The sequence below is a fragment of the Streptomyces spinosisporus genome, from assembly GCF_022698145.1.
GTDB classification, from domain to species: Bacteria; Actinomycetota; Actinomycetes; order Streptomycetales; family Streptomycetaceae; genus Streptomyces; species Streptomyces spinosisporus.
The window spans coordinates 64,318-84,778 of sequence record NZ_JALDAX010000017.1 but is presented as its reverse complement, the minus strand read 5'-3'; the positions used below and the strand labels follow the sequence as shown (position 1 = coordinate 84,778).

Here is a 20,461-nt window from a genome sequence, read left to right as displayed (position 1 = left end):
GGTACCGGGAAAACCGGTCTGATGCTGTCCTCGGGGCGCCGTAGACTGGGCGGAGCGGAAAAGCATGGATGGGGACGAGTAGCGGCGTACGCAGCCCAGAGCGACCCGGGGACGGTGGAAGCCCGGGGGCGAGCGCGACGCGAAGATCACCCCGGAGCCGCCGGAAGAAAGCCGCAGCGTCGAAGCAGCGGCGAGTAGAACCGGCATCGCGACCCCAATGAGGGGGCTCACCGTCGCACACCCTGCGCCGGCGGGCCAAGGAGGGTGGTACCGCGGGAGCGCGCCGAAACCGGCGTATCGAAAGACTCGGCTCTCGTCCCTCCGGACGGAAGGCAGCAAGTCCGCCGGAGGAAGCTCGCTGATGACAATGCCGACGTACCGCCAGGTGCCCGCCCAGGTCGACCTGCCCGCGCTCGAGCACGCCGTGCTCGACTTCTGGCGCGAGCAGAAGATCTTCGCCAAGACCCTGGAGCAGTCCGAGGGCCGCCCCGAGTGGGTCTTCTACGAGGGCCCGCCCACCGCCAACGGCATGCCGGGCGCCCACCACATCGAGGCCCGCGTCTTCAAGGACGTCTTCCCCCGCTTCCGCACCATGCGCGGCTACCACGTGGCCCGCAAGGCCGGCTGGGACTGCCACGGCCTGCCGGTGGAGCTTGCGGTCGAGAAGGAACTCGGCTTCACGGGCAAGCGGGACATCGAGGCGTACGGCATCGCGGAGTTCAACGCGAAGTGCCGCGAGTCGGTGACCCGGCACACGGACGCCTTCGAAGAGCTCACGACCCGCATGGGGTACTGGACCGACCTCACCGACCCGTACCGCACGATGGACGCCGAGTACATCGAGTCGGTCTGGTGGTCGCTCAAGGAGATCTTCAACAAGGGCCTGCTGGTGCAGGACTACCGCGTGGCCCCCTGGTGCCCGCGTGACGAGACGGGCCTGTCCGACCACGAGCTGGCGCAGGGCTACGAGACGATCGTGGACCCCTCCGTGTACGTCCGTTTCCCGCTCACCTCCGGTCCGCTGGCCGGCGAGGCCGCGCTCCTGGTCTGGACGACGACCCCCTGGACGCTGGTCTCCAACACGGCTGTCGCCGCGCACCCCGGGGTCACCTACGTCGTGGCGACGGACGGCGAGGAGAAGGTCGTCGTCGCCGAGCCGCTCGCCGGCAAGGCGCTCGGCGAGGGCTGGGAGACCACCGGCCAGACCTTCACCGGCGCCGAGATGGAGCGCTGGACCTATCAACGACCGTTCGAGCTCGTCGAGTTCCCGGAACCGGCCCATTTCGTTGTCAACGCCGAATACGTGACGACCGAGGACGGTACGGGTCTGGTCCACCAGTCCCCCGCCTTCGGTGAGGACGACCTCAAGGTCTGCCGCGCGTACGGCCTGCCAGTGGTCAACCCGGTCCGCCGGGACGGCACCTTCGAGGAGGACGTCCCCCTGGTCGGCGGCGTCTTCTTCAAGAAGGCGGACGAAAAGCTCACCGAGGACCTCCAGCAGCGCGGCCTGCTCTTCAAGCACATCCCGTACGAGCACAGCTACCCGCACTGCTGGCGCTGCCACACCGCGCTCCTCTACTACGCGCAGCCGTCCTGGTACATCCGCACCACGGCCGTCAAGGACCGCCTGCTGCAGGAGAACGAGAACACCGCCTGGTACCCGGACACGGTCAAGCACGGCCGGTACGGCGACTGGCTGAACAACAACATCGACTGGGCGCTGTCCCGCAACCGCTACTGGGGCACCCCGCTGCCCATCTGGCGCTGCGAGGACGACCACCTCACCGTCGTCGGCTCCCGCGCCGAGCTGACCGAGCTGACCGGCAGCGACCAGTCCGAACTGGACCCGCACCGCCCGTACATCGACGACGTCACCTTCGACTGCCCGACGTGCGCGAAGACGACCACGCGCGTGCCGGAGGTCATCGACGCCTGGTACGACTCGGGTTCGATGCCGTTCGCGCAGTGGGGCTACCCGTACAAGAACAAGGACCTGTTCGAGGCCCGCTACCCCGCGCAGTTCATCTGCGAGGCCATCGACCAGACCCGCGGCTGGTTCTACACGCTGATGGCCGTCGGCACCCTGGTCTTCGACAAGTCCAGTTACGAGAACGTCGTCTGCCTCGGCCACATCCTCGCCGAGGACGGCCGCAAGATGTCCAAGCACCTGGGCAACATCCTGCAGCCGATCCCGCTGATGGACCAGCACGGCGCGGACGCGGTGCGCTGGTTCATGGCGGCCGGCGGCTCCCCGTGGGCGGCACGCCGCGTGGGCCACGGCACGATCCAGGAGGTCGTCCGCAAGACGCTGCTGACGTACTGGAACACGGTCGCTTTCCAGGCGCTGTACGCCCGCACCTCGGACTGGGCGCCCAGCGAGGCGGATCCGGCCCCGGCCGACCGCCCGGTCCTGGACCGCTGGCTGCTGAGCGAACTGCACGCGCTCACCGACCAGGTGACCCAGTCCCTGGAGGCCTACGACACCCAGCGCGCCGGCAAGCTTCTGTCCGCGTTCGTCGACGACCTGTCCAACTGGTACGTCCGCCGCTCGCGCCGACGCTTCTGGCAGGGCGACAAGGCGGCGCTGCGCACCCTGCACGAGGTCGTGGAGACGGTCACCAAGCTGATGGCCCCGCTGACCCCGTTCATCACCGAGCGGGTCTGGCAGGACCTGGTCGTGCCGGTCACCCCGGGCGCCCCGGAGTCGGTGCACCTGTCGACCTGGCCCGAGGCGGACCTCTCCGCCATCGACCCGGAACTGTCGAAGCAGATGGTCCTGGTACGACGGCTGGTCGAACTGGGCCGCGCCACGCGCGCGGAGTCGGGCGTGAAGACCCGTCAGCCGCTGTCCCGGGCGCTCGTCGCCGCGTCCGGCTTCGACACGCTCGACCGCGAACTGCACACGCAGATCACGGAGGAGCTGAACGTCAGCTCGCTCGCCTCCCTCTCCGAGGTCGGCGGCAGCCTGGTCGACACCACCGCGAAGGCCAACTTCCGCGCCCTGGGCAAGCGTTTCGGCAAGCGCGTCCAGGATGTCGCGAAGGCCGTGGCGAACGCGGACGCGGCCGCGCTGTCCCTGGCGCTGCGCGAGGGCACGGCGTCGGTCGAGGTCGACGGCGAGACGATCACCCTCGCGCCGGACGAGGTGATCATCACCGAGACCCCGCGCGAGGGCTGGTCGGTGGCCTCCGACTCGGGCGCCACGGTCGCCCTGGACCTGGAGATCACCGAGGAACTGCGGCAGGCGGGCCTCGCCCGTGACGCGATCCGCCTGATCCAGGAGGCCCGCAAGAACAGCGGCCTCGACGTGGCGGACCGCATCGCCCTGCGCTGGACGTCCACGGACCCGGCGGTCGTCGCCGCCCTCACCGAGCACGCCGGCCTGATCGCCGACGAGGTCCTGGCGACGGACTTCGCCCAGGGCGAGGCCGACGGGTCCTACGGCGAGCCCTTCACCGACGAGGGTCTGAGCCTGACGTTCCGCCTCCGCAAGGCGTAACCGATCACACAGCCCGAAGGGCCCGGCCTTCCCGCAGCGGGGAGGCCGGGCCCTTCGGTGTGAGTCGTCGGCAACGCTGATCAACACGCGTAAAAGGGCGGGGCCCCGGACCGAAGTCCGGAGCCCCGCCCTTTTTGAACGCCGCCGACGACTATCGCGTACTACTGACCATGCGGGCCGTCAGTTGTCGTCCTCGTCGATCAGGAACCCGCGCATCGGCGAGGGAGCCTGACCCATCGGGGACGGGCCCTGCGGCCGGACCGGAGCCATCGGCTGGGTCATCGCCGGGGACATCTGCTGCTGGCCGCCGTAGGACGGGGCAGCGGGGCTCGGCGCACCGCCCATGGTCTGGTTGCCGCCGTACGACGGGGCGCTCGCGCCGGCCGGTGCCATCGAGGGCGCCGGGGACGGCGGCAGCGACGCGGTCGCGGGCGTACGCGGCGGAGCCAGCGAGTCGTCGGCCTGGGTCTCCAGCTGACGCAGCTGCGACTCCAGGTAGGACTTCAGACGCGTGCGGTACTCGCGCTCGAAGCCGCGCAGGTCCTCGACCTTGCGCTCCAGCGTGGCGCGGGCGGACTCCAGGGAGCCCATCGCGACGCGGTGCTTCTCCTGCGCGTCCCGCTCCAGGGCGTCGGCCTTGGCACGGGCATCACGCTCGAGGCCCTCGGCACGCGAACGCGCCTCGCCCACGATCTTGTTGGCCTCGGAACGGGCCTCGGCGATCGCCTGGTCGGCGGTCTGCTGGGCCAGCGAGAGGACTCGGGCGGCGCTGTCGCCACCGGGGCCCTGACCGGGGCCGCCCATCGGGCCGCCCATGGGGCCACCCATCGGACCGCCCATCTGCTGCTGCATGGGAGGCTGGCCGCCCATCGGGCCCTGGCCCATGGGGCCCTGACCCATCGGACCCTGGCCCATCGGACCGGGACCCTGCGGACCACCCTGACCACCGCCGGGGCCGGCGGGCAGCTGCGGGGCGCCGCTCGGCAGCTGGGGCGGGCCACCCATGGGGCCACCCATCTGCTGCGGCGGGCCCGATATGCCGGCGGGCACGGGAGCGCCCGGACCGCGCATGCCCTGCTGCGGGTGCTGCTGGTCCTGCGGGCCGGGACCACCGGGGCCGCCGGGTCCACCAGGACCGCCGGGACCCTCCGGGGGCTTGCGCATGTTCTGCTGATTCTGGGCAGCGGCGCGCGTGGCCGCGGCCAGTTTGGCGCGCAGGTCCTCGTTCTCGCGGAGCAGGCGGGTCAGTTCGGCTTCGACCTCGTCGAGGAAGGCATCGACCTCGTCCTCGTCATAGCCTTCTCGGAGGCGGACGGTCGTGAACTGCTTGTTCCGCACGTCCTCGGGGGTCAACGGCATCTCTTCACCTCAACGTAGTCGTCGGCATTCGGCAAGACGGTAGGTCACATCGCTCATCACAGCCGGCTCACGATCGAGATCAGGATGTAGACGATGATCATCAGTACGAAGAAGGACAGGTCGAGCGCCACGCCCCCGAGACGCAACGGCGGGATGAACCGCCGCAGAAGCTTGAGCGGTGGATCAGTGACAGTGTAGGTGGCCTCCAGAACGACCACCATCGCCTTGCCGGGTTGCCATGAGCGGGCGAACTGGAAGACGTAGTCCATGACCAACCGGAAGATGAGCACGATGAGGAAGCACATCAGCGCGATGTAGATCACATCCAGGACCACGCTCATGACTCGTGCTTCCCTCTCCCCTGTTTCCGTGCTGCCGGGTACTGCTTTTTACCGCTGATTCCGGTCGTGCGTCTCAGCTCTGGTTGAAGAACCCGCCCTCTGCGATGCGGGCCTTGTCCTCCGCCGTGACATCGACGTTAGCAGGCGACAACAGGAACACCTTCTGCGTCACCCGCTCGATGCTGCCGTGAAGACCAAACACCAAACCGGCCGCAAAGTCGACAAGTCGCTTCGCGTCTGTGTCATCCATCTCAGTCAGATTCATGATCACCGGGGTGCCCTCACGGAAGTGTTCCCCGATGGTACGGGCCTCGTTGTAGGTCCGCGGGTGAAGCGTGGTGATCCGGTAAGGCTCTCGTTCCGACACGACCTTGGGCATGATCACCGGTGCGTTCTTCTCCAGGCTTGCGCGTTCTTGTGTGATGGACGCCACGGGCGCGATGCGCGCCGGACGACCGGATTCCGCGGGTAGCGAAGCGGAACGGGCGACCGGTTCACGCGTCACCGGAGGCTGTACGATTCGTACCTCTTCGTCCCGTTGGGACTGATGTGCCACATGCTGCTGGTGGGACGGTTCGTGCCGCCGATGGTCCCGTTCGGGCTCGGGGTCCAGTTCGGGCTCGAAGTCGTCATCGGGGTCGAATCCCCGGCCGTCGTACCCATCGTCCTCCACGAGGCCGAGGTAGACCGCCATCTTGCGCATCGCGCCGGCCATGCTCTGAGTCCTCCGCTCTGTGGTGGATCGACCGACTACCGCCAAGTGCCCGCGATCCACGAGGTCGTTCGCCCGCCTTCGGCGACATTGACCATATTTTCTGCTGTGGTCCGACTTCCTGGCGACGTTACCCGAGCCCGGGGCGGACTCCGAGTACCGCGGTACCGACGCGTACATGTGTCGCTCCGGCCGCCACGGCCTGCTCGAGGTCCGCACTCATTCCTGCCGAGACCATGTTCGCAGCCGGATGAGCTCGGCGCAGGTCGGTCGACAAATCCATCAACCGCTCGAACGCCGCCAGTTCACGTCCCGCATACTGCCCGGTGAGCGGCGCGACGGTCATCAGACCGTCCAACCGCAGACCCGGCGCCCGGGCGACCATCTCGCCCAACTCTTCGATTCCGTCGGGCCCGACGCCCCCGCGCTCCCCGCGTCCGCCCTCGCCGGCGTCCAGCGCGACCTGAAGCAGACAGCCGATCTCGCGCTCCTGCCGCACGGCCTCCTTGGAGAGCGCCGTGACCAGCCGCGCGCGGTCGACGGACTGCACGAGGTCGGCATAACCGACCACGGAACGAACCTTGTTGGTCTGCAGCTGACCCACGAAGTGCCACGTCAGCGGCAGATCCGAGCATTCCGCGGCCTTGGGTGCCGCGTCCTGGTCCCGGTTCTCCGCCACGTGCCGCACGCCCAGTTCGGACAGGATCCGCACGTCGCTCGCCGGGTACGTCTTGGTGACCACGATCAGGGTCACCTCCTCGCGCGCCCGCCCGGCCGCCTCGCAGGCGTCGGCGATACGACGCTCCACCTTCGCCAGGTTCGCGGCGAGTTCGTCCTTTCGACCCGTCATGTCCCTCAGTCCAGCCAGACATATCCCGCGAGTCGCCCCGTGGTGCGATCGCGGCGGTACGAGAAGTGATCGCCCGACTCCAGCGTGCACACCGGCGACTGCTCCCGGTCGTGCACCCCGAGCCGTTCGAGCTGGGCGTGCACTCCGGCGGTCACGTCGACCGCGGGCGTGCCCCAGCTCGTCTCGGAGTGCGCCGCAGGCTCGACGGCCGCCACCTCGGCGCGCATCGCCTCGGGCACTTCATAGCACCGGCCGCACACGGCGGGTCCGGTGCGGGCCACGATCCGGCCCGGCTCGGCGCCGAGTTCGGTCATCGCGCGCACGGCGGCGGGAACGACTCCGGCGACCATGCCGGGCCGGCCCGCGTGGGCCGCGGCGACGACGCCGGCGACCGGGTCGGCCAGCAGGACGGGCGTGCAGTCGGCGGTGAGGACGGCCAGAGCGAGACCGCGTCGCGTGGTGACGACGGCGTCGGTCTCCGGTACGGGGCGATCGCCCCACGGTTCGTCGACCACGGCCACCTCCGCCCCGTGCACCTGGTTCATCCAGACCACCCCGGCCGCGTCGAGGCCGAGGGACTTGGCCGCCAGTTCGCGATTGGTCCGTACGGCTTCGGGGTCGTCGCCGACCGCGCCGCCGAGGTTGAGCTCCTCGTACGGAACGGCGCTCACCCCGCCCCACCGGTCGGTGAAGGCGAAGTGCGCGCCGTCCACTGTGCTCGTTGCGGAGCGCTGTCCTATCACTTCAGGAAGTCCGGCACGTCCAGCTCCTCCGCGCCGTTGTCCGCGTAGGACCGCGACGGCGGGACCGGCGGGGCGACCTGGATGTCGTTCGCCGGCTCGGGCGCGGGCTCGGCGTCCTCCTTCGGCGTGACGCTGCCGAGTGAGCCGAAGGACGGGCGGCTGCTCTCGGACTGCCGTACGGGCGTGGTCTCCTCGCGGCGGGCCGAGGTCGAGGACGAGCCGAGGACGGTGTCCCGCTTGGAGGGCGGCTGGCCGCCGTCGAAGCCGGCCGCGATCACGGTGACCCGGACCTCGTCGCCGAGGGCGTCGTCGATCACCGCGCCGAAGATGATGTTGGCCTCGGGGTGGGCGGCCTCGCTGACCAGTTGTGCGGCCTCGTTGATCTCGAACAGGCCGAGGTCGGAGCCGCCGGAGATGGAGAGCAGCACACCGCGGGCGCCGTCGATGGACGCCTCGAGGAGCGGGGAGGAGATCGCCATCTCGGCCGCGGCCACCGCGCGGTCGTCGCCGCGGGCCGAGCCGATGCCCATGAGCGCCGAACCCGCCTCGGACATGACGGACTTGACGTCGGCGAAGTCGAGGTTGATCAGGCCGGGCGTGGTGATGAGGTCGGTGATGCCCTGGACACCGGAGAGCAGAACCTGGTCGGCGGACTTGAAGGCGTCGAGCACCGAGACCTGGCGGTCCGAGATGGACAGCAGCCGGTCGTTCGGGATGACGATGAGGGTGTCGACCTCTTCGCGGAGTTCGGCGATGCCGTCCTCGGCCTGGTTGGCCCGGCGCCGTCCCTCGAAGGTGAACGGGCGGGTGACCACACCGATGGTGAGGGCGCCCAGGGAGCGGGCGATGTTGGCCACGACGGGCGCGCCGCCGGTGCCGGTGCCGCCGCCTTCACCGGCCGTCACGAAGACCATGTCGGCCCCCTTGAGGACCTCTTCGATCTCCTCGCGGTGGTCCTCGGCGGCCTTGCGGCCGACGGCCGGGTTGGCTCCGGCGCCGAGTCCGCGCGTCAGTTCGCGGCCGACGTCGAGCTTGACGTCGGCGTCGCTCATCAACAGCGCCTGCGCGTCGGTGTTGATGGCGATGAACTCGACGCCCTTGAGACCGACCTCGATCATCCGGTTGATGGCATTGACACCACCGCCGCCGACACCGATGACTTTGATGACTGCGAGGTAGTTCTGCGGTGCTGCCACGTCGAAGGCCTCTCGCCTCGAGTTACGTGTCGTCCTCTCGCGGGTCTTGCCGCGGTCGTACGACTGATGCCGAATGGGACGGTCCGTACGCCGACCCGAACCCTAACGTTGAAGTTTAGGGTTACCAGTGTGTCTGTTCGCTGGACTCTTCCGAACAGGACACTAAGTCGACAAGTGGCGCACGTTCAACGAACACGCCGAACCTCCCGTTTTTCTTTTCACCCTATGTGATCAGCCGTAGCGCTGCCCAACCAGGGTGCTGGCCTGCGCGGATGTGCGTCAACTCCCCGATGACGCAGGGGCGGTGGGAACCGAGACGTCGAAGTGCCGCGCATCCGGCGCCGCTTTCATGAGAGCGGTGAGCGTACGGGCCTTCGCGGCGCCCTTCTCACCACTTCCCCAGTCGACGGTCCGGCCGTCGCTCAACTCCAGTGAGATGTCGTCGTAGGAACGCACCTTGACGGCTTCGGTGGAGTGGGCGACGGAGGCCGGAATGGCGCCCGCGACACGTACCGCTTCGCGCACCAGACCGTCCTCGCCGAAGCGCCGCAGACTCGCGGCGGACGACTCCGAGGAGTGCACCGCCAATTCCAGTGCGGGAACGCCTTTAGGGGCTTGGGAAACCGTGGCGAAACGGACACCCTCATCGTCCACTTCGATGAACTTTCCACCTTTTTGCACCATCAGAACCGGAGTACGCTCAACCACTTTCAGGCCGATTCCATGGGGCCAGGAACGAACCACGTCAACCGTGTCGATTCGGGGCAGTTCACGGCGCAGACGCGACTCAATCCCGTTGGTGTCCACGGAAATCAGCGGCCCCCCGACGGGGACGTCGGCCGCCTCGCGCACCTCGGCGGGCGTCAGGACCCGGGTGCCGGAGACGGACACCCGCTCCACGCGCGTCCACGGGGAGCCGTACAAAAGCCAGACCGCGCCCGCCCCGAGAAGAACGAGCGCGATGACAAGAATGATGATCGTACGAGGGTTGGGCGGTCTCCACCTCAACCGCCGTACCGGAGACGGGCCGGACGACTCCTGCTGGCGTTCACCGCGCTCGGCGGTGGTCGGTCCGGCCACGCTTCCTGCCCTTCGCCTACATCGGAATACGGTCGCTAACGGTGTGCACGGCCGGCCGAGACCGCCTCGTACACCATGCCGACGAGCAGGTCGTCGGCGTCCCGGCGGCCGAACTCCGCGGCCGCGCGGGACATCTCGAACAGCCGGTGCGGGTCGGCGAGCACGGGCAGCACGTTCGCCCGCACCCAGTCGGGCGTCAGTTCCGCGTCGTCCACCAGCAGTCCACCGCCGGCCTTCACCACCGGCTGGGCGTTCAGCCGCTGTTCGCCGTTGCCGATGGGCAGCGGGACGTAGGCGGCCGGCAGTCCGACGGCGGAGAGTTCGGCGACGGTCATCGCGCCCGCGCGGCAGAGCATCATGTCGGCAGCGGCGTACGCGAGGTCCATCCGGTCCAGGTAACTTACCGGGATGTACGGGGGCATTCCCGGCATCTGCTGCACATGCGGCAGTTCGTTCTTCGGGCCGACCGCGTGCAGGATCTGGATGCCCGCCTGCTGGAGCCAGGGCGCGACCTGCTGGGTCACCTCATTGAGCCGGCGGGCGCCCTGCGAGCCGCCGGAGACCAGCAGCGTGGGCAGGTTGGGGTCGAGTCCGAACGCCGCGCGGGCCTCGGGGCGTACGGCCGCCCGGTCCAGCGTGGCGATCGTGCGGCGCAGCGGGATGCCGATGTAGCGGGCGTCGCGCAGCTTGCTGTCCGGAGTGGAGACGGCGACGCGGGCCGCGTACCGAGAACCGATCTTGTTGGCGAGGCCGGGGCGGGCGTTGGCCTCGTGGATGACGATCGGCACACCGAGGCGCTTGGCGGCGAGATAGCCGGGCAGCGCCACATAGCCGCCGAAGCCGACGACCGCGTCCGCCTTGGTGCGCTCCAGGATCTGCTCGGTCGCCTTGATCGTGCCGCGCAGCCGGCCCGGGACGGTGATCAGTTCGGGCGTCGGCTTGCGCGGCAGCGGCACCGCCGGGATCAGCGCGAGCTCGTAGCCGCGCTGCGGAACGAGTGTGGTCTCGAGGCCGCGCTCGGTGCCCAGGGCCGTGATCCCCACGGTCGGGTCCTGCCTGCGAAGTGCGTCCGCGAGGGCGAGCGCGGGCTCGATGTGGCCGGCGGTCCCCCCACCGGCGAGTACGACATGCACCGAAATTCACCGCTCTCCGGACGACCGCGCCGTCTAGGCGCGCCGTCGCATCGTGTTCCATCTCCGAGGCCCCCGGTTCCGCGCGGTGCCTCCCGCCCGCTTTCTACCAAAGCGAGGTTGCCGCGCGGAAAGCGCCGCCCGCGCAGCGGGCTCGTCACGCGCGAACGCGATCAGCAGCCCGATGGCGAACATGGTCGGCAGCAGGGCGGATCCTCCGTAGGAGAACAGCGGGAGGGGGACGCCGGCGATCGGCAGCAGGCCGAGCACCGCACCGATGTTGATCACCGCCTGCGCGGTGATCCAGGTGGTCACGCCTCCCGCGGCATACCTGACGAAGGGGTCCTCCGTGCGTCCGGCCACGCGGATACCCGCATAGCCTAGAGCCGCGAACAGGGCGAGCACCGACAGTGTCCCCGCCAGGCCCAGTTCCTCACCGGTGACGGCGAAGATGAAGTCCGTGTGCGCTTCGGGGAGTTGGCCCCATTTTTCCACACTCGCGCCGAGCCCGGATCCGAAGATTCCGCCCGATGCGAGCGCATAGATCCCGTGTACGGCCTGCCAGCAGTCGGCGGGGCCCGACTGCGGTGAGGTGGCGCCGATGCAGGACAGGCGGGCCATGCGGTTCGGGCTGGTCTTGATGAGGATCACACCGATGACGGCGGCGACCGACAGCACGCCGGCGAACAGCCGGGTCGGCGCACCGGCCAGCCACAGCAGGCCGAACAGGATCGCCGTCAGGATGATCGCCGTACCCATGTCGCCGCCGAGCATGATCAGCCCGAGCAGCATGAAGGCGACCGGGACGAGCGGCACCAGCATGTGCTTCCACTGGTTGAGCAGCTTCTTGTCCTGCTTGCGGGCCATCAGGTCCGCGCCCCACAGCACCAGCGCCAGCTTGCCGAACTCGCTGGGCTGGATCTGGAAGGAGCCGCCGAGCGCGATCCAGTTCTGGTTGCCGTTGACCGACAGCCCTATCCCCGGCACCTGCACCAGGACCATCAGGAAGATCGCGCCCGCGAGGATCGGATAGGCGAGCGCCCGGTGCAGCTTGACCGGCATCAGCGAGGCGATCAGCAGCAGCACACCGCCGATGACGGCGGCGAGCAGCTGCTTGCGGAAGAAGTACGAGCCCGGCAGGGACATCTGCAGCGCGGTGATCTGGGAGGCCGAGTAGACCATCACCAGTCCGAGGACGGTGATCAGCAGGCTGCCGCCGAAGATCAGGTAGTACGCGGTCAGCGGCCGGTCCCAGGCCCTGCGGGCGTTGGCGTAGAGCCGCATCACGGGGTTCTCGCGCGCCGGCCGGGCGGTGGCGGGACGTCTGGCGGCCCGCTGAACGGGCGGCCGTCCGGTACGGCTACTGGGCATCAGCGCCTCCGCTGCGTCGGTCAGGAGCCGAGTTCGCGAACCGCCTCCGCGAACGCGTCACCGCGCTTGTTGTAGTTGGCGAACATGTCCATGGAGGCGCAGGCCGGGGCCAGCAGCACCGTGTCGCCCGCGGTCGCGAGCCGCCGGGCCTCCTGGACAGCCGCGAGCATCGCCCCAGTGTCGGTCCGGTCGAGGTCGACGACGGGTACTTCCGGCGCGTGTCGCGCGAGGGCTTCGCGGATCAGGGCCCGGTCCCGGCCGAAGAGCACGACGCCGCGAAGCCGCTTCGCCGACTTGGCGACCAGCTCGTCGAAGGTCGCACCCTTGGCGAGCCCGCCGGCCATCCAGACGATGGACTCGTACGCCGCCAACGAGGCTTCCGCGGCGTGGGTGTTGGTCGCCTTGGAGTCGTCGACGTACGCGACGCCGTCCACGTCGGCGACATGCGCGATGCGGTGCGCGTCCGGGGTGAAGGTGCGCAGGCCGTCGCGTACGGCCGCGGCGGGCACCCCGAAGGCGCGCGCGAGCGCCGCCGCCGCGAGAGCGTTGGCGATGTTGTGCGGGGCCGGCGGGTTCACGTCCGCGACCTCGGCGAGCTCCTGGGCGTTGCGCTGCCGGTTCTCCACGAAGGCGCGGTCGACCAGGATGCCGTCCACGACGCCGAGTTGGGAGGGACCGGGGGTGCCGAGCGTGAAGCCGATCGCCCGGCAGCCTTCCTCGACGTCGGCCTCGCGCACCAGGTCCTCGGTGGCCTTGTCGGCCGCGTTGTAGACGCAGGCGACGCGATTGCCCTCGTAGATACGGCCCTTGTCGGCGGCGTAGGCCTCCATGGAGCCGTGCCAGTCGAGGTGGTCGGGGGCCAGGTTCAGGACGGCGGCGGAGTGGGCGCGCAGGGACGGCGCCCAGTGGAGCTGATAGCTCGACAACTCCACGGCCAGGACGTCGTACTGCTCCTCGCCGAGGACCACGTCGAGCAGGGAGACGCCGATGTTGCCGACGGCGGCGGTGCGCAGACCGGCGGCCTTCAGGATGGAGGCCAGCATCTGCACGGTCGTGGTCTTGCCGTTGGTGCCGGTGACGGCCAGCCAGGGGGCGGCGTCGGGGCCGCGCAGGCGCCAGGCGAGTTCGACGTCGCCCCAGATCTCCAGGCCGGCTTCGCGGGCCGCCGCGAACAGCGGCTTGTCCGGCTTCCAGCCCGGTGTGGTGACGACGAGTTCGGTGCCGTCCGGCAGGGTCGCGCCGTCACCGAGACGCACCGTGATGCCCAGCGCCTGGAGTTCGGCGGCCTGTTCACGCGCGCGTGCGTCGTCGCCGTCGTTGACGACCGTGACGTGCGCCCCGCGCGCGTGCAGCACCTTGGCCGCCGGGATCCCCGAGACGCCGAGTCCGGCGACGGTGACGTGCCTGCCCTGCCAGTCGGTCACTTGTCCGCTGCCCATCCCGCGTAGAAGAGACCCAGTCCGACGATCACGCAGATGCCCTGGATGATCCAGAAGCGGACCACCACCAGGACCTCGGACCAGCCCTTGAGTTCGAAGTGGTGCTGGAGCGGCGCCATCCGGAAGACCCGCCTGCCGGTGAGGCGGAACGAGCCGACCTGGATGACCACCGACATGGTGATGAGGACGAACAGGCCGCCCATGATGGCCACCAGCAGCTCGGTGCGCGAGCAGATGGCGAGGCCGGTGAGGACACCGCCGAGGGCGAGCGAGCCCGTGTCGCCCATGAAGATCTTGGCCGGCGAGGTGTTCCACCACAGGAAGCCGAGGCAGGCACCCATCAGCGCGGAGGCGATGACCGCGAGGTCGAGGGGGTCACGCACCTCGTAGCAGGCGCCCGGGTTGGTCAGGGTCTGCGCGTTGGCGCAGGACTCCTGGAACTGCCAGACGCCGATGAAGGTGTAGGCGCCGAAGACGAGGACGGAGGCGCCGGTGGCGAGGCCGTCCAGACCGTCGGTGAGGTTCACGCCGTTCGACATCGCGAGGATCATGAACAGCGCCCAGACCACGAACAGGATCGGGCCGATCTTCCAGCCGAAGTCGGTGATGAACGAAAGCTTCGTGGAGGCTGGGGTGTTGCCGCGGACGTCCTGGAACTGCAGGGCCAGTACGGCGAAGGAGATGCCGACGATCAGCTGGCCGGCCATCTTCGCCTTGGCCCGCAGGCCCAGCGAACGCCGCTTGACGATCTTGATGTAGTCGTCGAGGAAGCCGACCAGGCCCATGCCGACCATCAGGCCGAGCACCAGCATGCCCGAATAGGTGGGCGCGTAGCCGGTGATGAGCTTGGACAGGAAGTAGGCGGCAACCGTCGCCAGGATGAAGGCGATACCGCCCATGGTCGGCGTACCGCGCTTGCTGGCGTGCTCGCGCGGACCGTCGTCCCGGATGTACTGGCCGTAGCCCTTGCGGGCCAGAAGCTTGATCAGCAGCGGAGTGCCGACCAGCGTCAGGAAAAGGCCGATGACTCCCGAGAACAGGATCTGCTTCATCATCGGGCGGCAACCTCACCCTCGGCACCGGTCGCGAGCAGCGCCTCCGCGATGCTCTCCAGACCGACCGACCGGGACGCCTTCACGAGCACGACGTCCCCCGGGCGCAACTCGCTGCGCAACAGGTCGACAGCCGCCTGTGCGTCGGACACGTGCACCGACTCCTCACCCCACGAACCCTCGTTATATGCGCCCAGTTGCAGCCAGGACGCTTCCCTGCCCCCGACCGCGACGAGCTTGCCGACATTGAGCCGGACGGCGAGCCGTCCGACCGCGTCGTGCTCGGCGAGCGCCTCGTCCCCGAGCTCGGCCATCTTGCCGAGCACCGCCCAGGTCCGCCGCCCGGTGCCCATGGCCACGAGCGCGCGCAGAGCGGCTCGCATGGACTCGGGGTTCGCGTTGTAGGCGTCGTTGACGATGGTCACGCCGTCCGGTCGCTCGGTGACCTCCATGCGCCAGCGGGAGAGGGAGCCCGCCTCGGAGAGCGCGGTGGCGATCTCTTCCGCGGACATGCCCAGCTCATGGGCGACGGCGGCCGCGGCGAGCGCGTTCGACACGTGGTGCTCACCGTACAGGCGTATGGTCACGTCGCTTGCACCGGAGGGTGTGCGAAGCCTGAAGGCGGGCTGTCCGGTGTCCGTGAGTCGCACGTTCTCGGCGCGTACGTCCGCTTCGTCGGCCTCCCCGAAGAGGACCACCTTGGCCTTCGTACGGGACGCCATGGCCCGTACGAGGGGGTCGTCCGCGTTGAGGATCGCGGTGCCGCCCTCGTCGGACGCCGGGAGGGACTCGACGAGTTCGCCCTTGGCCTCGGCGATCTGCTCCCGGCCGCCGAACTCGCCGATGTGGGCGGTGCCGACGTTCAGGACGAGGCCGATCCTCGGGGGTGTCAGGCCCGCGAGATAGCGGATGTGGCCGATGCCGCGGGCGCCCATCTCCAGGACGAGGAACCTCGTCTCCTCGGTGGCGGTCAGCGCGGTGAGCGGCAGTCCGATCTCGTTGTTGAGCGAGCCGGGCGTGTACACCGTCGGCGCCTTGCGCTGCAGCACCTGGGCGATGAGGTCCTTGGTGCTGGTCTTGCCCGCGGAGCCGGTGAGGGCCACGAGGGTCGCGCCGAGGCGTCGTACGACATGACGGGCGAGGGCGCCGAGCGCGGTCTGCACGTCCTCGACGACGATCGCGGGCACGCCCACGGGGCGCGACGCCAGCACGGCGACCGCGCCCGCGTCCACGACCTGCTGGGCGAAGTCGTGGCCGTCCACACGTTCGCCGACGAAGGCGACGAACAGGCTGCCGGGCTCCACCTCGCGGGAGTCCCGGACGACCGGAGCGGTGACCTGGACGGACGGATCCGGTATGTCGTGCGTCTGCCCGCCGACGACTTCTGCGATCTCGGCGAGAGAGAGGGCGATCACAAGTTCATCCCTGGGTCTTCTGGATAGCTTCGCGAAGCACCTGGCGGTCGTCGAAGGGACGGACCACTCCGGCGATGTCCTGGCCCTGCTCGTGGCCCTTGCCCGCGACCAGCACGGTGTCCCCGGGCTGCGCGCGGGCGACGGCGGCGGCGATCGCGGCGGCCCGGTCCTCGAAGACCTGGACCTCGCCGCGTTCGTGTGCTGGTACGGACGCCGCGCCCACGAGCATGGTTGCAAGGATCGCGAGGGGGTCCTCGGAGCGGGGGTTGTCGGAGGTCAGTACGGCCGTGTCGGCGAGGCGTGCCGCCGCGGCGCCCATCGGTTCCCGCTTGGTCTTGTCGCGGTCCCCGCCGCAGCCGAGCACGATGTGCAGGCTGCCCTCGGTGACCTTGCGCAGGGCGCGCAGCACCGACTCGACGGCGTCGGTCTTGTGGGCGTAGTCGACGACCGCGAGATACGGCTGTCCGGCGTCCACGCGCTCCAGGCGCCCGGGCACGCCCGGCACGGCGGCGATGCCGTCAGCGGCGGTCTGCGGGTCGAGCCCGGCGGCGGCGAGCGCGACGATCGCGGCGAGGGTGTTGGCCACGTTGAAGGGGCCCGGCAGCGGCGACCTGGCGTCGATCCGCTCGCCCTGGGGGCCGATGGCGGTGAAGGTCGAGTCCAGCCGGCCGATCTCGACGTCCTCGGCGCGCCAGTCGGCGTCCGGGTGGCCCTCGGCGGAGAAGGTGACGACCGGGACGCCGGCCTCCTTGGCCAGCCGGCGGCCGTACTCGTCGTCCACGTTGACCACGCCGAGCCTGCTGCGTTTCGGCGTGAACAGCTGCGCCTTGGCCTGGAAGTAGTCCTCCATGTCGGAGTGGAACTCCATGTGCTCCGGGCTCAGGTTGGTGAAGACGCCGATGTCGAAGACACAGGCGTCGACCCGGCCGAGGACCAGGGCGTGGCTGGAGACCTCCATGGCGACCGCCTCGACGCCGCGTTCGCGCATGACCGCGAACAGGGCCTGGAGGTCGGTGGCTTCGGGGGTGGTGCGCTCGGACTTGATGCGCTCGTCGCCGATGCGCATCTCGACCGTGCCGATCAGTCCGGTGTTGCTCTTGGTCCGCAGACCGCCCTCGACGAGGTAGGCGGTGGTGGTCTTGCCGGAGGTGCCGGTGATGCCGATCTGGAGCAGGTCCCGGCCGGGGTGGCCGTAGATCGTCGCCGCCAGCTCGCCCATCTGTCCGCGCGGGTCCTCGACGACCAGGACCGGCAGGCCGGTCGCGCGGGCGCGCTCGGCGCCGGTGGGGTCGGTCAGCACGGCGACCGCGCCGAGACCGGCGGCCTGGGTGACGAAGTCGGCGCCGTGCAGCCGGGCGCCCGGAAGGGCCGCGTACAGGTCTCCGGGGCGCACGGCGCGCGAGTCATGGGTGATGCCCGTGACCTCGACGGCGTCCTGCGCGGTCTGCGGCCTTGCGGCGCCCAGCTGATCGGCGAGCTCCGCGAGGGGTGTGGCGGAGACCTGTACCGGCCTGGGCGGCCCCGGGTACGTCACGGATGCGCCCTTCTGGGTGGTTTGGGACTGATCAGCGTGTGGCACGGCGGTGAGCGTACCGGGCCCACCCGCCTGCGGGCGAAGCGAGGGCCCCGCGGCCGGCTCTCCGGACGGGGGCGGGGTCCGGTTCCCGGAATCTGGAGTGATCATGGTCACGGAGCGTTCCTGGCTGGTTGCGCTGATCAGGGCTTGAAGGTGACGGGAAGGTTCGCGGCCTTGGCCCCGGTGGGCGGGACCTGAAGGGTCTTCAGGGCGAACTCCATGACCTCCTTGAAGATGGGTCCGCAGATCTGGCCGCCGAAGTAACTTCCGCTCGTGGCGTTCTGGATGGCGCAGTAGACGGTCACGCGGGGGTTGTCCGCGGGCGCGAATCCGGCGAAGGAGGAGGTGTAGCCGCGGTACTTGCCGGTGGCCGGATCCACGCGGTTGGCCGTACCCGTCTTGCCCGCGACCCGGTAGCCGGGGATGCGCGCCTTGGTGCCGGTCCCCTCCTGGTCGTCCACGACGGACTCCAGCATCTGCGCGAGGGTCTTCGCCGTCTTCGCGCTGACGACCCTGTTCTTCTTGGGTTTCGGGGCCGGTGCGAAGCGCCCGTCGGGTCCCTTCGTGCCGCGCACGAGGGTGGGTTCGATGCGTACGCCGCCGTTGGCGATGGTCGAGTAGACGGAGGCGGCCTGCAGTGCGTTGAGGGAGACGCCCTGGCCGAAAGGAATCGTGTACTGCTGCGAGGTCGACCACTTGTCGGGCGGGGCGAGGATGCCCTTGGTCTCGCCCGGGAAGCCGAGGCCGCTGTACTCGCCGAGGCCGAACTTGCGCAGGTACGAGTAGAGGACCTTGTTGGCCTGCGCCTGGGTCTTGCCCAGCTGCCCGGTGGCCAGGATGGTCCCGATGTTGCTGGATTTGGCGAGCACGCCGTTGAGCGTCAGGTTCCAGGTCTCGTGGTCGATGTCGTCCTTGAAGAGCCGGTCGCCGCGGTGCAGCCGGTTCGGCACGACGACATGCGTCAGCGGGGTGGCGACGTTCTGCTGCAGCACGGCCGCCATCGACATGATCTTGGCGGTGGAGCCGGGCTCGAAGGCGTCCTCGACGGCCCAGTTGTGCAGGGCCTTCGAGCTCGCCTTGGACAGGTCGTTCGGGTCGAAGCCGGGCGCGTTGGCCATGGCGAGGATCTCGCCGGTCCGGGTGTCCTGCACTATCACGTAGCCGCGGTCCGCCTTGGACTCCTTGACCTGCTTGGCGATCGCGTTCTGCGCGGCCCACTGGATGTCCCGGTCGATCGTGAGCTCCACATCGCTGCCGGGCACGGCGGGGGTCTCGGTGGAGCCCACGGTGGGCACCAGGCGTCCGCCGGACTGGGCGTAGCGGATCTTGCCGTCCTTGCCGGCCAGCTCCTTGTCGTACTGCTGCTCTACGCCCCCGCCGCCCTTGCCGTCGTCGTTGACCCAGCCCAGTATCCCGGCGGCGAGGTCGCCGTTGGGGTAGACGCGCTTGTTGCTGGGGTCGGCGAAGACGCCGGCGAGGACGTTGACCGTTGACTTGTCCGTCTCGCCCTTGGCGACGAGGGCCGACTTCAGGTCCTTGATCTGCGTCCACACCTGCGGGGTCTGGCGGCGGGCGAGCAGGACGTAGCGCGACTCCTTGTTCTTCGGCCGCAGCTTCTTGACGATCGACTGCTGGTCGACGCCGAGGATCGGCGCGAGGAGCGCGGCCGCCTGCTCGGGCCCGTCGTCGATCTTCAGCTGGGCGCGGGTGAACATCGTGGGGTCGGCGGTGAGGTCGTAGGCGTCCACGCTGTTGGCGAGGGCCACGCCGTTGCGGTCGGTGATGCCGCCGCGCTCGGCGGTCAGGACGTGGCCGACGTAGCGGTTCTGCTCGGCCTTGGCGGCGTACGAGCTCGCGTCCACGGCCTGCACCTGCAGCAGCCGTACGACGAAGGCGATCAGCACCAGGGTGAGCGCCAGGCTGACCATGCGCAGCCGGGGGCGGGCGCTGCCCAGCCGGAGGATCTTCGGGGCCCCGGGGCGGCCCGGCGCCGGGCGGCGGGCCGGGCGGGCGCCGGGGCCCGGGCGTGGCCGGCCGGAGGCGGGGCGGGCGGGACGCGCGGGGCCAGGCACGCGGCGGCGCTGCGGTTCCCTGTCGGACACTTCCGTCACCTGCCGGGGGTCGTGGTCGTCGGGGTGGAGAGGGCCGCCGGGGTGGTCGCCCCGGCGGGCAGGGCCGCGGGGGTCGTCGGCTGCCCGGGCAGCGCGGCCGGAGTCGTCGCCCCGTCGGACGGCGCGTCCGGGGCCGGGGAGGTGCCGGGTTCCGGCTCGGACTCAAGGGCCTCGGGCGGGAGCAGCACGAGCGGGCGATCGGCGACGGACTGCTCGGCGGCGGCCGAGGGGACGCCCTTCACGGTGCCGTCGGGATTCAGGAACGCGGGGTCCCCTCCGGGGACCATGCCGAGCTCGCGGGCGCGGCGCTGGAGGGCCTCCGGGGCGGAGTAGGAGTCGATGTCCCGCTGCAGCGCCTGTTCCTCGTCGGTGAGGCTCTTGGTGTCCTTCTGGAGGTCGTCGAGCTTGAAGGAGCCCTCGCTGACCGCGGAGTTCAGCACCAGGAGACCGATGAGGCCGCCGCCCAGGAGGAGGACGACGAGGAGGACGAAGGGCGTACGGGCCGCCTGTCTGCGGTTCGCCGGTCCCGGAAAGAGCCGTGCCAGCCGAGCGGCCCGCCCCTTCAGTTCGGGTTTCCTACTCACACG

At 69.9% G+C, this 20,461-nt stretch carries 16 protein-coding genes; 1 reads left to right on the top strand and 15 read right to left on the bottom strand.

Annotated elements, in window-relative coordinates; translation table 11 throughout:
- The first annotated feature begins 361 nt into the window (after positions 1 to 361).
- Positions 362 to 3,499: an isoleucine--tRNA ligase gene (gene ileS / locus MQN93_RS34140; protein WP_242712554.1), complete on the top strand. Its 3,138-nt coding sequence runs from the start codon at positions 362 to 364 to the stop codon at positions 3,497 to 3,499.
- Positions 3,500 to 3,679: 180 nt separating this feature from the next.
- Here the strand turns inward: ileS and MQN93_RS34135 are convergent, their stop codons facing one another.
- The 15 genes from MQN93_RS34135 to ftsL form a co-directional block, all read right to left on the bottom strand.
- Positions 3,680 to 4,858, bottom strand: coding sequence for a DivIVA domain-containing protein (locus tag MQN93_RS34135; RefSeq protein ID WP_016435859.1), 1,179 nt, complete (start codon positions 4,856 to 4,858; stop codon positions 3,680 to 3,682).
- A 56-nt stretch (positions 4,859 to 4,914) separates the two neighbouring features.
- A complete protein-coding gene (locus MQN93_RS34130) occupies positions 4,915 to 5,199 on the bottom strand; it encodes a YggT family protein (protein ID WP_016435858.1) in 285 nt (94 codons plus the stop codon).
- Between the two features lie 73 nt (positions 5,200 to 5,272).
- Positions 5,273 to 5,914 carry a cell division protein SepF gene (locus MQN93_RS34125; protein ID WP_016435857.1) on the bottom strand — a complete coding sequence of 214 codons (642 nt, stop codon included), beginning with the start codon at positions 5,912 to 5,914 and terminating at the stop codon, positions 5,273 to 5,275.
- Between the two features lie 127 nt (positions 5,915 to 6,041).
- Positions 6,042 to 6,761: a YggS family pyridoxal phosphate-dependent enzyme gene (locus MQN93_RS34120; protein WP_016435856.1), complete on the bottom strand. Its 720-nt coding sequence runs from the start codon at positions 6,759 to 6,761 to the stop codon at positions 6,042 to 6,044.
- Between the two features lie 5 nt (positions 6,762 to 6,766).
- Positions 6,767 to 7,504 carry a peptidoglycan editing factor PgeF gene (gene pgeF / locus MQN93_RS34115; protein WP_016435855.1) on the bottom strand — a complete coding sequence of 246 codons (738 nt, stop codon included), beginning with the start codon at positions 7,502 to 7,504 and terminating at the stop codon, positions 6,767 to 6,769.
- Positions 7,501 to 8,700, bottom strand: a complete 1,200-nt coding sequence (gene ftsZ, locus MQN93_RS34110) for a cell division protein FtsZ (protein ID WP_016435854.1) — start codon at positions 8,698 to 8,700, stop codon at positions 7,501 to 7,503. Before ftsZ ends, pgeF begins: the two co-directional genes overlap by 4 nt.
- A 279-nt stretch (positions 8,701 to 8,979) precedes the next feature.
- Complete coding sequence (locus tag MQN93_RS34105; RefSeq protein ID WP_016435853.1) at positions 8,980 to 9,780, bottom strand: cell division protein FtsQ/DivIB; 801 nt, start codon at positions 9,778 to 9,780, stop codon at positions 8,980 to 8,982.
- Positions 9,781 to 9,815: 35 nt separating this feature from the next.
- On the bottom strand, positions 9,816 to 10,913 hold the full coding sequence (gene murG, locus MQN93_RS34100) for an undecaprenyldiphospho-muramoylpentapeptide beta-N-acetylglucosaminyltransferase (protein WP_016435852.1): 1,098 nt from the start codon (positions 10,911 to 10,913) through the stop codon (positions 9,816 to 9,818).
- 33 nt (positions 10,914 to 10,946) lie between these two features.
- A complete protein-coding gene (ftsW, locus tag MQN93_RS34095) occupies positions 10,947 to 12,281 on the bottom strand; it encodes a putative lipid II flippase FtsW (protein WP_016435851.1) in 1,335 nt (444 codons plus the stop codon).
- Positions 12,282 to 12,301: 20 nt separating this feature from the next.
- Entirely contained in the window at positions 12,302 to 13,720 is a 1,419-nt protein-coding gene (murD, locus tag MQN93_RS34090) for a UDP-N-acetylmuramoyl-L-alanine--D-glutamate ligase (protein ID WP_242712553.1), read from the bottom strand.
- The gene (gene mraY / locus MQN93_RS34085; protein WP_037782941.1) at positions 13,702 to 14,772 is read right to left on the bottom strand and encodes a phospho-N-acetylmuramoyl-pentapeptide-transferase; all 1,071 of its coding nucleotides are present in this window, start codon (positions 14,770 to 14,772) and stop codon (positions 13,702 to 13,704) included. Before mraY ends, murD begins: the two co-directional genes overlap by 19 nt.
- On the bottom strand, positions 14,772 to 16,187 hold the full coding sequence (locus tag MQN93_RS34080; RefSeq protein ID WP_242712552.1) for a UDP-N-acetylmuramoyl-tripeptide--D-alanyl-D-alanine ligase: 1,416 nt from the start codon (positions 16,185 to 16,187) through the stop codon (positions 14,772 to 14,774). Before MQN93_RS34080 ends, mraY begins: the two co-directional genes overlap by 1 nt.
- A 4-nt stretch (positions 16,188 to 16,191) precedes the next feature.
- Positions 16,192 to 17,721: a UDP-N-acetylmuramoyl-L-alanyl-D-glutamate--2,6-diaminopimelate ligase gene (locus MQN93_RS34075; protein ID WP_242712614.1), complete on the bottom strand. Its 1,530-nt coding sequence runs from the start codon at positions 17,719 to 17,721 to the stop codon at positions 16,192 to 16,194.
- Positions 17,722 to 17,903: 182 nt separating this feature from the next.
- On the bottom strand, positions 17,904 to 19,865 hold the full coding sequence (locus MQN93_RS34070) for a penicillin-binding transpeptidase domain-containing protein (protein ID WP_308404485.1): 1,962 nt from the start codon (positions 19,863 to 19,865) through the stop codon (positions 17,904 to 17,906).
- A 5-nt stretch (positions 19,866 to 19,870) separates the two neighbouring features.
- Positions 19,871 to 20,458 carry a cell division protein FtsL gene (gene ftsL, locus MQN93_RS34065; RefSeq protein WP_242712550.1) on the bottom strand — a complete coding sequence of 196 codons (588 nt, stop codon included), beginning with the start codon at positions 20,456 to 20,458 and terminating at the stop codon, positions 19,871 to 19,873.
- Between the last annotated feature and the right edge of the window lie 3 nt (positions 20,459 to 20,461).

Coding starts and splice junctions, on each gene's coding strand:
- MQN93_RS34130 (WP_016435858.1), bottom strand. CDS start 5,199: ATGAGCGTGGTCCTGGATGTGATCTACATCGCGCTGATGTGCTTCCTC.
- MQN93_RS34125 (WP_016435857.1), bottom strand. CDS start 5,914: ATGGCCGGCGCGATGCGCAAGATGGCGGTCTACCTCGGCCTCGTGGAG.
- ileS (WP_242712554.1), top strand. CDS start 362: ATGACAATGCCGACGTACCGCCAGGTGCCCGCCCAGGTCGACCTGCCC.
- MQN93_RS34135 (WP_016435859.1), bottom strand. CDS start 4,858: ATGCCGTTGACCCCCGAGGACGTGCGGAACAAGCAGTTCACGACCGTC.
- mraY (WP_037782941.1), bottom strand. CDS start 14,772: ATGAAGCAGATCCTGTTCTCGGGAGTCATCGGCCTTTTCCTGACGCTG.
- murD (WP_242712553.1), bottom strand. CDS start 13,720: ATGGGCAGCGGACAAGTGACCGACTGGCAGGGCAGGCACGTCACCGTC.
- MQN93_RS34120 (WP_016435856.1), bottom strand. CDS start 6,761: ATGACGGGTCGAAAGGACGAACTCGCCGCGAACCTGGCGAAGGTGGAG.
- ftsW (WP_016435851.1), bottom strand. CDS start 12,281: ATGCCCAGTAGCCGTACCGGACGGCCGCCCGTTCAGCGGGCCGCCAGA.